Source organism: Kitasatospora herbaricolor (assembly GCF_030813695.1).
In the GTDB taxonomy this organism is placed as follows: Bacteria; Actinomycetota; Actinomycetes; order Streptomycetales; family Streptomycetaceae; genus Kitasatospora; species Kitasatospora herbaricolor.
Window position 1 is genome coordinate 2,532,265 of record NZ_JAUSVA010000002.1, and the last position, 12,474, is coordinate 2,544,738.

The window sequence follows — 12,474 nt, forward strand, 5'->3', positions numbered from 1 at the left end:
GGGCGCGCGTGGCACCCTCGGGCAACTACGCTGAGCGCCGTGACAGAACGGCTGCCGCTCTTCCCGCTCAACTCGGTCCTCTACCCGGGCCTGGTGCTGCCCCTCAACGTCTTCGAGGAGCGCTACCGCCGTCTCGTCGCCGACCTGCTGGCGCTGCCCGAGGACCAGCCCCGCCGGTTCGGGGTGCTCGCGATCAAGGACGGCCGGGAGGTCTCCCCGGTCCGCGAGAGCGACGGCCCGGCCGGGCCGCTGGACGGCCTGGGCACCGTCACCGGCGACCCGCTGGAGGCCCTGCACCACATCGGCTGCGTCGCGGACGTGGCCTCCGTCCAGCCGCAGCCGGACGGCCGGTACGAGCTGCTGGTCACCGGCACCACCCGGTTCTGGCTGCGCAGCGTCGACACCGGCGGGCCGTACCTGACCGGCGAGATCGAGACGATCGAGGAGGACCAGGGCGAGGGCGCCGGGGCCCTCGCCGCGGGCGTGGAGCGGGCCTTCCGCACGTACCAGAAGCGGCTGGCGGGCGCCCGGGAGGCGAGCATCGCCGGCGAGCAGGAGCTGCCGGCCGACCCGCAGGTGCTCTCGTACCTGGTGGCGGCGGCCTCCGTCTTCGACACCCCGGTCAAGCAGCGCCTGCTGGCCTGCCCGGACACCGCCCAGCGGCTGACCGCCGAGCTTGAGCTGCTGCGCCGCGAGGCCGCGGTGCTCGCCTGGCTGCCCTCGCTGCCGGCGGTGGACCTGACCCGGCAGTCCTTCAGCCCGAACTGACCGGGCCGCCGGGGCGGTACCCGGACGGGTGGGCCGGTGCCGGGCCGGTGCAGGGCCGGCGCCGCGACCGGGCTGACCGGGCTGACCGGGCTGACCGGGCGCCCAGGTGCCCAGGTGCCCGAGAACGACCCGGAACCACCACAAGGCCCGGAACGACCGCGAAGGGGAGGGCCGCGATGGCCAAGAAGGCGAAGAAGGGCGGGCAGGGGACGCCCGCGACGGTGGCCCTGGAGAGCGCCGGAGTGCCGTTCACCGTGCACGCCTACGAGCACGACCCGGCCGCCGCCACCTACGGCGGCGAGGCGGCCGAGCTGCTGGGCGTCCCGGCGGAGCGGGTCTTCAAGACGCTGGTCGCCGATGTCGACGGCACCCTCACCGTGGGGGTCGTGCCCGTCTCCGGGAAGCTCGACCTGAAGGCGCTGGCCGCAGCCGTCGGCGGCAAGCGCGCCGCGATGGCCGACCCGGCCGCCGCCGAGCGCAGCAGCGGCTACGTGCTGGGCGGCATCTCCCCGCTGGGCCAGCGGCGCCCGCTGCGCACCGTGCTGGACGACACCGTCCTGGCCCACCCGACGGTCTACGTCTCGGCGGGCCGGCGCGGGCTGGAGGTCGAACTCGCCCCGGCCGACCTGGTGGCGCTGACGAAGGCACTGACGGCACCGATCGGCCGGTAGGCCGCGGCGGGCCCCCACCCCCCACGCCCCGCGCGCCCCTGGACGCGCGGACGGCCCCCGGCCGCCAGGGGCGGGCGGTCAGGGGCCGTCGTGCGGTGCGGGCCTCGGGTGCCCCGGGCCGGTGCCGGCGGGTCAGGCCGGCGGGGCCGGCCGCTCGTGCCGCTCGGCCGGCGCCTGGTCGGCGACCGGCCTGCCCGCGGGCTTCTCGAACGACGGGGGAGCCGGCGCGTCCGCCGGCGGCGGAGTGTCCGGACCCGCGGGCGCGTCGAAGGGCGCGTGCCCGGGGGCCGGTGTGACGCCGTCCGCCGGGGGCGCGTAGTGGGGCTCGGACCCGGGCCGGTGGCCCCCCTCCCAGTACGGCGGCGGGTCCTGCTCGCGCTTGCCGAACGCCGCCGAGAGGGCCAGCAGCAGCACCATCGCCGTCATCGGCCAGACCAGCAGCGCACCCTTGGCCCCCAGCCGGAGGGCGTCGGTGAACCGGTGACCGTCACCCACCTGCCGGGCGTGCGCGATCACGTCGGCGGTCGGGCCGAGCCGGATGCCCAGCCGCCAGGCGATCAGCGAACCGGCCAGGCCGCCGACGGTCAGGCCCACCGCGACCGCGATCCCGCCGCCCCGGCGCCGGGTCAGCAGGAAGGCGCCCAGCGCGGTGACCACGCCCGCGCCCAGGCCGATCAGGGCGAAGACGGCGTCGGCCCCGGCGCGCTGCTCGCCCTCGGGGTCGGCGTACAGGATCCGGTTGCCCTTGACGAGCAGCGGCACCTGCGGGGCCAGCCAGACCCAGAGCCCGGCCATCACGAAGCCGAGCAGGAGGCAGACGAGTACCGTCAGCGCCCCGATCCGCAGCTCCGGCGGCAGCGGTCGCCTGGGCGCCCGCTCGGCCTTCTCCAGGACCGGCAGCGCCCCGTAGGGGTACGCGGCCGGGGCGGGGGTCTGGCCGGCGGTGCCCTGGAGCGCGGGCGTCGCGGCGCTCCCGGCGGCGTCCGCGGCGGGGCTCGCGAGCTCCCCGGCGGGGACCTTGCCGGGATCCGGAGGTGTGTTCGGTACGGTCACCCGGCCATCGTTTCACGATCGGCCGCGCGGAGGGGGTGCGGCCTACGCCCCGGGCGGGCCGCCGGCGCGCACCAGGGTCACCCGCACGCCCCCCGGCCGGGTCACTCCCCCGGGAAGGCGACGCCCAGGTCATGACGAACGCCGTCCAGGACCTGCATGATGCGCAGGGTCTCGGCGAGCGGCATCAGGTCGGACTCCAGGCGCCCGGCGCTGATGCAGCGAGCCGCTTCGGCGGCCTGGTAGCACAGGCCCCCGACGCGCTGCGGGGGGACGAACACGTCGATCGGCTCGTTGTCCCGACCTACGAGACGGACCTCGGCCGGTCCGTAGAAGGGGCCCTCGATCTCCAGGCGGGCGTGCGTCCCCGAGATCGACGCCGTGGTCGGGGTGCGGGCGAAGAGGGTCGTGTTCAGCACGCCGTGGGCCCCGGCCCCGGTGGTGACCACGATCGACGCCTGGCCGTCGACGCCGGTGAAGGCCTTCGTGCCCACCGCCGTGACCGAGGCGAACGGCCCCAGCACCATCGAGGCGAAGGAGACCGGGTAGACACCGAGGTCCAGGAGGGCCCCGCCCGCCAGCTCGGGTGCGAAGAGGCGGTTCGCCGGGTCGGGGTCCATCTGCTGGCCGTGGTCGGCCGTCACGGTGTGCACCTCGCCGAGCAGACCGGAGTCGAGCACCTGGCGGACCACGTCGATGTGCGGCAGGAACCGCGTCCACATCGCCTCCATCAGGAACACCCCGCGCTTGCGGGCGGCTTCGATCAACTGCTCGGCCTCGCGGGCGTTGCGGGTGAAGGCCTTCTCCACCAGGACGTGCCGGCCCGCCTCGACCGCCTGCATGGCCTGCTCGAAGTGGCCCGAGTGCGGCGACGCGACGTAGACGATGTCCACGTCGTCGTCCTCGACGAGTTCGGCGTAGCTCCCGTAGGCCTTCGGGACGGCGAACCGGTCGGCGAAGGCGCGGGCCCGGCCGGCGTCGCGCGAGCCGACCGCCACGACCCTCTGCGCGGTGTGCTTCTGCAGGGCCTCCACGAACTGGGCCGCGATCCAGCCCGGTGCCACCACCCCCCAGTTCAGCGCGGGCGCCTCACGCGGGGAGGGAGTTCGCGGCGCGGGCAGCACCGTGCCCGCGGCCTCGTCTGCGATGACCGGCCAGTCCTGCGTCATGGGATTCCTCTCGGTCGACCTGCCAAGGCGATGCGCGCGGGAACGGCGGCGGAGCTCCGGGCCCGCCGTGGGCGGCCCCGGTCCGTTGGGGGAACACCTCGTGCCCGGTCCGTGGAAGGCCCCGCGGGAGCGGGCCGGAGCCGGGCCCTCCCCGACGGCGGACGACCGCCCGAGGAGACTGCCGGTCACCGTCGTTCCCGTCGCGCAATCGATTGCGCAACGGTACGACGAGAGTGCCACAGCCTGTCAAGCCGGTCTCGTCGTCGCGGCTCGCCGCACCACCCCGTCGGACCGGGCCGAGGAGCCCGCCCCGTCGCCCGTCCTCCACCCGGCCCGCCCGGCGGGCGCCACGGCCGCCGACCGGCGGCCACCGGTGACCTGCGGCGGCGCGGACCGTGCCCGTGGGTCGGACCGGGTCGGACCGTCCCCGCAGGTCAGCTGGTTTCGCGCAGGACGAGCTGCGTGCGCAGGGCGACCTGCGAGGTGCTGCTCCGGCCTCCGATCCGCTCCAGCAGCAGGCGCCCGCAGGTCGCTCCCACCTCGTAGGCCGGATAGCGGATCGTGGAGAGCCTCGGGCGCACCAGGGAGGCGATCTCGATGTCGTCGTGCCCGATCAGCGCCAGGTCGGACGGGACCGCGAGGCCCAGCTGCTCCGCGGCCTCCAGCGCGCCGACGGCCGTGCGGTCGTTGACGCAGGCGATCGCCGTGGGCGGTTTCCTGCGGCTCATCAGCCTGCGCAGTCCTTCGGCGCCGGCTTCGCGGGTGTGCTTCCCCCGGACGATCAGCCCGGCCGGCAGGTCCAGCCCGTACCGTCCGGCGGCGGCGCGGTACAGCTCAAGACGGGGGTCGCCGGCGGGTGCGCCCGCCGGCCCCGCCAGCATGCCGAGCCGCTCGTGCCCCTGCCGGGCGAGGTGGGCGACCGCCTGGTCGACGGCCTCCTGGGAGTCGGCGCGCACCAGGTCCAGGTCGCCCGGCCCGGCGTCGGAGCTGACCACGACCGGGACGCCCGCCGCCCGGACGGCGTCGAAGTCCTCCGGGACCAGCCACTGCGGCGTGATCACCACGCCGTCGAGCCGGCGCTGCACCACGTCGTCCAGGCAGAGCAGTTCCTCGGCCCGGTCCGCGTTCGTGTTGCAGACGACGACCTGGTACCGCCCCGGGCGCATCGCGTCCTGCAGCCCGCGGGCCAGCTGCGCGTAGAACGGGTTGGCGATGTCCGGGACGATCAGCGCCACGGTGCTGGAACGCCTGGTGCGCAGGCTCTGGGCCACGGTGTTCAGCCGGAACCCCAGCTCGGCGACGGCCTGCCGCACCGCCGCCCGCTTCTCGGGGGCCACCGCCCGCTTGCCGCTCAGCACGTAGGAGACGGTGGTGACCGACACCCCCGCGGCGCGAGCGACATCGCTCATCGTCACCGACTGCTGATCCATTCGGGGTCCTCCTCCCGCGACCGGGCACCGCCGGCCCTGCCTGCCCTGCCTGCCCTGCCGAAGGCATCGGCGGGCGTCACAGGCTACGAGCTGGTGCAATCGATTGCACATCCTCCACGGCCGACGTCCCGGCCCGACCCCCCTCGTGCCGCATCCCCCAGGACCCGATCCCCGGCGCCGGGGCGATCCCGGCCGCCTCGGCCAGCAGGGCGGCGGCCCGCCGCCCGGCCCGCACGGCGTGGTCCGCGGCGCTGGGCACGCAGCGGCCGAGCTTCGGGGCGTAGGCCGTCATCACGACGCCCGCGTGGTCGCTGTCCACCTCGTCCAGGGTGACCGGCCAGCCCCGGGCGACCAGGGCGGCGTGCAGCTCGCGCGAGCGCCCGGCGTCCACCACCTGGTCGGCGGTGCCGTGCAGCAGCCGGACCGGTACCGGGGCCGGCCAGTCGGCCCGGCCGCTGCCGAGGTCCTCGATCGGCGCGGTACCGGTGATCGGCGCGGCGGTGCCGTACGCGCCGGCGATGCCCACCACGGCCGTGGGCCGCCGGCCGTCGAGGGCGGCGGGGTCGAGGGCGGCGGCCACCGCGGCCTTGGCACCCATCGACCAGCCGGCCAGCACGAAGGTCCGGATGTCCCCGCCGAAGTCCGCGGCGTTGCGGCGGGCGAAGTCCTCCGACTCCCGCAGGTGCGCCCGGCCGCCGTCGGGAGCGTCCGAGCGCCAGTCCGGGACCAGCACGACCAGGCCCAGCCCCGCGGCCGCCCGGGCGAGCGGCGCGAGGACGTCCCGCTCGTCGGACCCCCGGCCGTGCCAGAGCAGCACCACCGGCGCGGGCCCCGGCGCGACGGCCGGGCGGTACACGTCCAGTTGCTGGCCGCTCCCGCCGTAGCGCAGCCCGGTCCTCACATCGATGTCCGTGGTCACGGCACCGCCCCCGTTCGTCCTCGTCACCGGCGCGCTGCGCGCCCGGGGCGCACCCCACGCCCCCGGTGCAGCACGCTACCCGCCGGTGTGCGGCCCGCCGGGCGGGGGGCCGTCCAGCGGCCCGGGGGCCTTCGGGCGCCGCGCCGCGACTAGCGGGTGGTCGCCCGGCGGTAGGCCAGGGTCGCGGCGGCCAGCGAGACCAGGCCGACGCCCGCGCAGACCGCGAGGTCCCCGGCCACCGCCGCCCAGTCCGGGCTCGCGCTGAAGGTCCGGGCGAAGGCCTCCACCCCGTACGTCGAGGGCAGCAGGTCACGCAGCCAGAGCACCGGCTGCGGCAGGCGCTCCACCGGCAGCACGCCGAGCAGCAGCGCGGCCGACATGCCGAGCTGGCCGAGCAGGGTGGCGATCTCCTGGCGCGGCGCGAGCAGCCCGCAGACCGCGCCGAGGCCGGACAGCGCCGCCCCGGCCAGCGGCACCACCAGCAGCAGCACCCAGAGGTGGCCCGCCGGCAGGGCGAACATCCAGGCCCCCACGCCGGCGGTGACCAGCGCACCCGGCAGCGTGAACGAGGCGTACGCGGCGGCGGCGCCGAGCACCACCGAGGCGGCCGGCACCGGCAGCGTCGCGTAGTGGTCCAGCCCGCCGGTGGCCCGCAGCCGTCCGAAGTACTGGGAGAGCAGGTTGAGTGCGACGAAGGCGACCACCAGCACGCTGGAGCCGGCCACCACGGTGTGCGCGGCGGCGTTGTCCCCGGGGTCGACGACGCCGCGCATCATCACCAGGATGCCGAGCGACTGGAAGGTCGCGACGAAGAGCAGCGGGATCCGCGCCACCTTGGCCCGGGCCAGCTGGGCCCGGTAGACGGCGGCCAGCGCGGGCAGCAGCCGGGCGGCGGGCGCCAGCGGGGCCGGCGCGGCGGGCGGCGGGCCGGCGGTGGTCTGCGGCGGGGCGGACAGCAGGGTCACTTGGCCAGGCCTCCGTGACGGCCGCCCAGCTTGAGGTACGCGTCCTCAAGGCTCGGGGTGGCCAGGGTGAAGTCGTCCAGGGCGGCGAAGGCCGGGCCGGTGGTGACGGCGGCGACCAGTTCGCGGGCCTGCTCGGGGCTGGTGCGCACGGTCCAGCGCCGGCCGGTGCGCTCGGCCCGTTCGGCCAGCCGGGCGACGGCCGGCACCTCCAGCGGCGCCTCGGTGCGCCAGACCAGGTCCAGCCGGACGTCGCCGTCGACCAGGGCCTTGAGACCGCCGGGCGTGTCGCAGGCGATCACCCGGCCCTCGTCCACCACCGCGACGCGGTCGAGCACGGTCTCCGCCTCGATCACGTTGTGGGTGACCAGCAGGACGGTGACGCCGTGCTCGGCCCGCCGGCGGTCCACCGCGGACCAGACGGCGCGCCGGGCCACCGGGTCCATGCCGGTGGTCGGCTCGTCCAGCACGAGCAGCGGACGCTCCCCGACCAGGGCCGCGGCGAAGCAGGCCAGCCGGCGCTGGCCGCCCGAGAGCTTGGCGAGCGGCCGGCCTGCGATGCCCTCCAGGCCCAGTTCGGTGAGCACGTCGGCCGCCTGGGAGCGTGCCTGCGAGCGGCTGAGACCGCGCAGCCGGCCGGTGGTCTCGGCGGCCAGCGAGACGGTCAGCTCGTCGAGCGCGCTGGACTCCTGGCCGAGGTAGGCGAGCAGCCGGGCGGCCCGTTCGGGGTGGCGCACCACGTCGTGGCCGAGGATCTCGACGCTGCCGCTGTCCGGGCGCAGCAGCCCGGTGAGCTGGCGGACCAGGGTGGACTTGCCGGCGCCGTTCGGCCCGAGCAGTCCGAAGACCTCGCCCTGGCGGACGTCCAGGCTGATGCCGTCGTTGGCGCGGATCGCTCCGGCGCCCCGGCCGGCGGGGTACGTCTTCACCAGGTCGCGCACGGCACAGCACTGCCCGGCACGCCTTCCCGGCGTACCGGCGGCCTCGCCCTGGGGCGCGGCGCGTGGTGCCCGCCGGTCGGTCTCGCTCACGAGCGAAGACTCTACGCGCTGGGGGGCCAGAACCGGACAAGGGGGCCCGATCCGGCGGAGGCCGGGCGGGCGCGCCGGGGCAGCTGCGGGCCAGCTGCGAGGCAGCGCCAGGGCAACTGCGGGGCGAGGGCTGCGCAGGCCGGCCGGGTGCCGGCGGGCCCGGCGGGATCAGTCGTCGACGACGATCAGGTCCCCGCCGGGGACCCGGGTGGCGAGCTCCTTCCAGAAGCCGGCCCGGATCGCGTACCGGTCGTGCTCGTCGATCTGGTCGTCCTTGTGGGCCAGCAGGCCGAAGCGGGCGGCGTAGCGGAGCAGCTCGCCGTCCACCCGGTGCGGGATGCGCGGGTAGTCGGGCCACAGGACGGTGAGCCGTTCGGCGTCGCCGAGGCGTTCCGTCCAGCGGCGGGCGAAGACCTGGCCGACCTCGTGGGCATCGCCGCCGATGGTGGTGATGTCCTCCTCGCGGTCGGCCCAGCGCTGCTCGGCGGTGGTCAGCTGGGCGAGGGTGGGCAGGGCGTCGCCGGGGGTGGCGCTGTCCCCGCCGGGGCGGTCGACCCAGCCCCGGTCGGAGGACCAGCGCAGCACCGGGCCGCCGTGCGGCTGGGCGGGCGTGGTGGCGGGCGAGGCGGCGGCGGGCGCCCGGCCCGCCAGGTCCTTGGGGGTGGGGACGACCCTGAGGCCGTTCACTGCCATCGCCTGCCCGGCGACGGCCGGCCCGGGGATGCCGGGGCCCGCCGGCCGCCGGCCCGCCGGCCCGGAGCCGGCCAGGCCCGGGCCCGCCATCGCGGCGGCCGGCCGCGGGCGGGCCGGCTCGGGCGGCGCGGCGGCCGGCGGCCGGACGGCAGCGGGCGGCGCGGCGAGGATCTTGGCGATCTCCGGCCGGGGCCCGGGGGCGGGGAAGGCGGGCACCGTCTCCCGGGGGCTGACCCAGCGTTCGATCCATTCGCGGTCCAGCACCCGCCGCTCGTCGGCCTCGCCGACCAGGTCCTCGGACTGGTTGAAGTCCCCGTCGGCGGCCTGCAGCGCCCAGAGGTGCACCACCACGCCGTGCTCCTTGGCGGACATCATGCCCGGCAGCAGGTCGCCGTCGCCGGTGATCAGCACGACGTCGGCGCAGGCCCGGTTGCGGGCAAGTTCGGAGAGTTCGGCGTGCATCGCGGCGTCCACGCCCTTCTGCACCCAGCGGCCCTCGGCCCGGGTCAGCGCCCCCAGCCGGACGGTGACCCTGGGCAGCACCCGAAGCCGGCGGTGCTCGGGCATCGGGCGGCGGTCGGGGGCGGCGTCGAACCAGTAGATGCGCAGCAGCGGCAGCCCGGTCTCCTCCTCGGCGCGTTCGCGCAGCGCGGCGATCAGGGCGGTGTGGTCCACCGTCACCCGCGAGCGGGACGGGTCCCCGGCGAGCAGGCTGGCGGCGGCGCCCAGCAGGTATCCGGCATCCACCAGGACGACACAGCGGTCCACGTCCGCACCTCTTTCCGGTCGGCCCCGGGTACGGCGCCGCCGGGCCGGCAGCACCTGGCGGGCGCGGTCCGCCCAGCGCTCGGGCGGCGGGCCCGGCGCGCGGCGTAGGGAGCAGTCTGCCCGACCGGCCCGGCCCGGATACCCCGAACCACGCCGATCGCCCGACCGGCCGCCTCCCTGCCCGCCCGATCGTTGGGGACTCCTTTACCCAGGCTTCGGACGGTGAACCTCCGCCGTCCACGGGCCGCCCCGCCCGCCCGCGCTCCGCGGCCCGGCACGGCGCACGGCTCCGGCGCACGCCGGAGCGTCTCAGCGTCCCCGCAGGTAGCCGCCCCCGGCGCCGTCCACGTGCACGATGTGCACCCCGACGCGTACGACCTGGCAGTCCCCCGCCCGCCAGGAGCCCGCCGGCCCGGCGCTGTCCGGCAGCGGGGTCCAGACCTCGCGGAAGGTGCTGCCGTCCGGGTTGGTCCCGGTCTCCACCAGGTCGGCGCCGTCCCGCCGCAGCACCCCTTGGTCGTGTCCGGGCTCCCCCACCTGGTGGTGGAAGGTGACCAGCCCGCCGTCGTACGAGGTGACCCCGGCGAACCCCCGGCTGTCGGCGTAGTACTCCCCCGCCTGCAGCCAGACGACGTGCTCCCGCTCGACCAGCGGCCCGCCGTCGCGGCTGATGCCCCGGCGCAGCCAGGCGCCGTGCTCGGGGGGTCTCATGGGCTCTCCCGTCCTCCGCCGTCCACTCGTGTCCCCTCCCGGCTGCCGGACCCGGCCGCCCGGGCCGGTGGCGCCACCCCAGTGAGGCACGGGCGGCGCCCGCCGGCCACCGGACGCCCGACCGGGACGACCGGCACAGCCGCGGGAACGACCGCGCCCGCCCCGGGACGACCGGGACGGGCGCGGTGGTTCGCGGCGGGGCTCAGCTCAGCTCGGCGGCGACCAGTTCGGCGATCTGCACGGCGTTGAGGGCCGCGCCCTTGCGCAGGTTGTCGTTGGAGAGGAAGAGGGCGAGGCCGTTGTCGACCGTCTCGTCCACCCGGATCCGGCCCACGTAGGAGGCGTCCTTGCCGGCCGCCTGCAGGGGGGTGGGGATCTCGGAGAGCTCCACGCCGGGGGCGTCCTTCAGCAGCTCGTAGGCGCGCTCGACGCTGATCGGGCCGGCGAAGCGGGCGTTGATCTGCAGCGAGTGGCCGGAGAAGACCGGGACGCGCACGCAGGTGCCGGAGACCTTGAGCTCGGGGATGCCGAGGATCTTGCGGGACTCGTTGCGGAGCTTCTGCTCCTCGTCGGTCTCGAAGGAGCCGTCGTCCACCAGGTTGCCGGCCAGCGGCACCACGTTGAAGGCGATCGGACGCTTGTACACGTTCGGCTCGGGGAACTCGACGGCCTCGCCGTCGTGGGTGAGGCGGTCGGCCTCGCCGACGACCTTGCTCGCCTGGGTGTGCAGCTCGGCGACGCCGGCCAGGCCGGAGCCGGAGACGGCCTGGTAGGTGGTGGCGACCAGGGCGGTCAGCCCCGCCTCCTCGTGCAGCGGGCGCAGCACGGGCATCGCGGCCATGGTGGTGCAGTTGGGGTTGGCGATGATGCCCTTGGGGCGGTCGGCGATCGCCTCCGGGTTGACCTCGGAGACCACCAGCGGGACCTCGGGGTCGCGGCGCCAGGCCGAGGAGTTGTCGATGACGACCGCGCCGGCCGCCGCCACCTTGGGGGCCAGCTCCTTGGAGGTGGAGCCGCCGGCCGAGAAGATCACGATGTCCAGGCCGGTGTAGTCGGCCGTGGCCGCGTCCTCGACGGTGATCTCGGTGTCCTGCCAGGGCAGCGTGCGCCCGGCCGAACGGGCCGATGCGAACAGCCGCAGCTGCTCCACCGGGAACGAGCGCTCTGCCAGGATGCCGCGCACCACGGCGCCTACCTGGCCGGTGGCCCCAACAATGCCGATCCTCATCCGACTACTCCTCCATCTGGATGTTCCTGCTGATCACAGCCGCACTCCGCCCATCATGCCTTGAACCCCGGCCGGGGCCGCCAGGTATTCCAAGGTGTGAACGGCGGGCGGTGTCCTCACCGGGTCAGGCGGTCCGTTCCGGCCAGTGCGACGGCGGTCTCCACCGGGCCTGCGGGCAGCAGCGGGAGCCGGACGTCCGGGGTGGGGATCCGGCCCTGGGCGTGCAGCACGGCCTTGACCACCGTCGGGTTGGGGCCGGCGAAGGCCGCCTTGGCGAGGGCCGCGAGCTGGTGGCCGAGGTCACGGGCCCGGGCCGCCTCGCCGGCCTGCCAGGCGGCGGCCAGTTCGACGAAGCGGGCGGTGGCGAGGTGGGCCGAGGCGAGGATGCCGCCGGCGGCGCCGAGCGCGAGCAGCGGGGAGAGGAAGGCGTCGTCCCCGGCCAGGACGGCGAAGCCGGCCGGCGCGGAGCCGAGCAGTTCGACGGTGTCCTGGTCGATGCCGCCGACCGCGTACTTCACCCCGGCGATGCCGGGTACGGCGGCCAGTTCGAGCAGCGCGGCGGCGCTCAGCGGCTGCCCGGTGCGGTACGGGATGTGGTAGACGACCAGCGGGACGGGGCTGGCCTCGGCCAGCCGGCGGAAGTGCGCGACCACGCCGGCCTCCCCGGGGCGGGAGAAGGCCGGGACGGTCACCATCGCGGCGGCCGCCTCGGGGGTGGACTTGCCGAGGGCGAGCAGCGCCTCGACGGCGCCCCGGGTGCCGGCTCCGCCGGTGCCGACGAGCAGGGTGGCGCCGCGCTCGCGGCAGACGGCGGCGACCACCTCGACCACGGTTCGGCGCTCCGCCTCGTCCAGGGCGGCCGCCTCGGCGGTGGTGCCGAGGGCGGCCAGACCGGCGACGCCCTCGTCCAGCAGGGAGTGGGCCAGGGACTCCAGGGCCGGCCGGGCGATCGAGCCGTCGGCGGCGAAGGGCGTGACGAGGGGAACGAAGATCCCCGTCAGCGGGATGTGCTGGTTCATGGTGATCAGCGTCGCCCGCGCCCGACCGCCGGGTCCAGTTCATATTGCCGCCGAC

12 protein-coding genes are annotated in these 12,474 nt (G+C 76.3%); 2 read left to right on the forward strand and 10 right to left on the reverse strand.

Annotation, left to right across the window (positions count from 1 at the left end; translation table 11 throughout):
- Window positions 1-39: 39 nt before the first annotated feature.
- Both J2S46_RS11410 and ybaK read left to right on the forward strand, forming a co-directional pair.
- Entirely contained in the window at window positions 40-768 is a 729-nt protein-coding gene (locus J2S46_RS11410) for an LON peptidase substrate-binding domain-containing protein (RefSeq protein ID WP_073921903.1), read from the forward strand.
- 176 nt (window positions 769-944) lie between these two features.
- Window positions 945-1,439, forward strand: a complete 495-nt coding sequence (gene ybaK / locus J2S46_RS11415; protein ID WP_191291725.1) for a Cys-tRNA(Pro) deacylase — start codon at window positions 945-947, stop codon at window positions 1,437-1,439.
- Window positions 1,440-1,571: 132 nt separating this feature from the next.
- On the opposite strand, the gene J2S46_RS11420 is transcribed toward ybaK, so the two are convergent.
- The 10 genes from J2S46_RS11420 to J2S46_RS11465 form a co-directional block, all read right to left on the reverse strand.
- The gene (locus J2S46_RS11420) at window positions 1,572-2,492 is read right to left on the reverse strand and encodes a hypothetical protein (RefSeq protein WP_191291724.1); all 921 of its coding nucleotides are present in this window, start codon (window positions 2,490-2,492) and stop codon (window positions 1,572-1,574) included.
- 101 nt (window positions 2,493-2,593) lie between these two features.
- Window positions 2,594-3,658, reverse strand: a complete 1,065-nt coding sequence (locus J2S46_RS11425; protein WP_191291723.1) for a Gfo/Idh/MocA family protein — start codon at window positions 3,656-3,658, stop codon at window positions 2,594-2,596.
- A gap of 434 nt (window positions 3,659-4,092) precedes the next feature.
- A complete protein-coding gene (locus J2S46_RS11430) occupies window positions 4,093-5,088 on the reverse strand; it encodes a LacI family DNA-binding transcriptional regulator (protein WP_191291722.1) in 996 nt (331 codons plus the stop codon).
- Window positions 5,089-5,164: 76 nt separating this feature from the next.
- Window positions 5,165-6,007: an alpha/beta hydrolase gene (locus tag J2S46_RS11435; RefSeq protein ID WP_191291721.1), complete on the reverse strand. Its 843-nt coding sequence runs from the start codon at window positions 6,005-6,007 to the stop codon at window positions 5,165-5,167.
- A 149-nt stretch (window positions 6,008-6,156) separates the two neighbouring features.
- Window positions 6,157-6,972 carry an ABC transporter permease gene (locus J2S46_RS11440; RefSeq protein WP_073921897.1) on the reverse strand — a complete coding sequence of 272 codons (816 nt, stop codon included), beginning with the start codon at window positions 6,970-6,972 and terminating at the stop codon, window positions 6,157-6,159.
- Complete coding sequence (locus J2S46_RS11445; protein ID WP_073921896.1) at window positions 6,969-7,910, reverse strand: ABC transporter ATP-binding protein; 942 nt, start codon at window positions 7,908-7,910, stop codon at window positions 6,969-6,971. The genes J2S46_RS11440 and J2S46_RS11445 overlap by 4 nt, the downstream gene beginning before the upstream one ends.
- 258 nt (window positions 7,911-8,168) lie before the next feature.
- On the reverse strand, window positions 8,169-9,461 hold the full coding sequence (locus J2S46_RS11450; protein WP_191291719.1) for an NYN domain-containing protein: 1,293 nt from the start codon (window positions 9,459-9,461) through the stop codon (window positions 8,169-8,171).
- A gap of 309 nt (window positions 9,462-9,770) precedes the next feature.
- Window positions 9,771-10,172 (reverse strand): hypothetical protein, encoded by a 402-nt coding sequence (locus J2S46_RS11455; protein ID WP_191291718.1) that lies wholly within the window; start codon window positions 10,170-10,172, stop codon window positions 9,771-9,773.
- A gap of 202 nt (window positions 10,173-10,374) precedes the next feature.
- Entirely contained in the window at window positions 10,375-11,400 is a 1,026-nt protein-coding gene (locus tag J2S46_RS11460) for an aspartate-semialdehyde dehydrogenase (RefSeq protein WP_191291717.1), read from the reverse strand.
- Window positions 11,401-11,516: 116 nt separating this feature from the next.
- Window positions 11,517-12,419, reverse strand: coding sequence for a dihydrodipicolinate synthase family protein (locus tag J2S46_RS11465; protein WP_191291716.1), 903 nt, complete (start codon window positions 12,417-12,419; stop codon window positions 11,517-11,519).
- Between the last annotated feature and the right edge of the window lie 55 nt (window positions 12,420-12,474).

Bases quoted from the DNA above. Each gene is read 5' to 3' on its own strand.
- ybaK (WP_191291725.1), top strand. From the start codon at position 945: ATGGCCAAGAAGGCGAAGAAGGGCGGGCAGGGGACGCCCGCGACGGTG.
- J2S46_RS11425 (WP_191291723.1), bottom strand. From the start codon at position 3,658: ATGACGCAGGACTGGCCGGTCATCGCAGACGAGGCCGCGGGCACGGTG.
- J2S46_RS11430 (WP_191291722.1), bottom strand. From the start codon at position 5,088: ATGGATCAGCAGTCGGTGACGATGAGCGATGTCGCTCGCGCCGCGGGG.
- J2S46_RS11455 (WP_191291718.1), bottom strand. From the start codon at position 10,172: ATGAGACCCCCCGAGCACGGCGCCTGGCTGCGCCGGGGCATCAGCCGC.
- J2S46_RS11460 (WP_191291717.1), bottom strand. From the start codon at position 11,400: ATGAGGATCGGCATTGTTGGGGCCACCGGCCAGGTAGGCGCCGTGGTG.
- J2S46_RS11465 (WP_191291716.1), bottom strand. From the start codon at position 12,419: ATGAACCAGCACATCCCGCTGACGGGGATCTTCGTTCCCCTCGTCACG.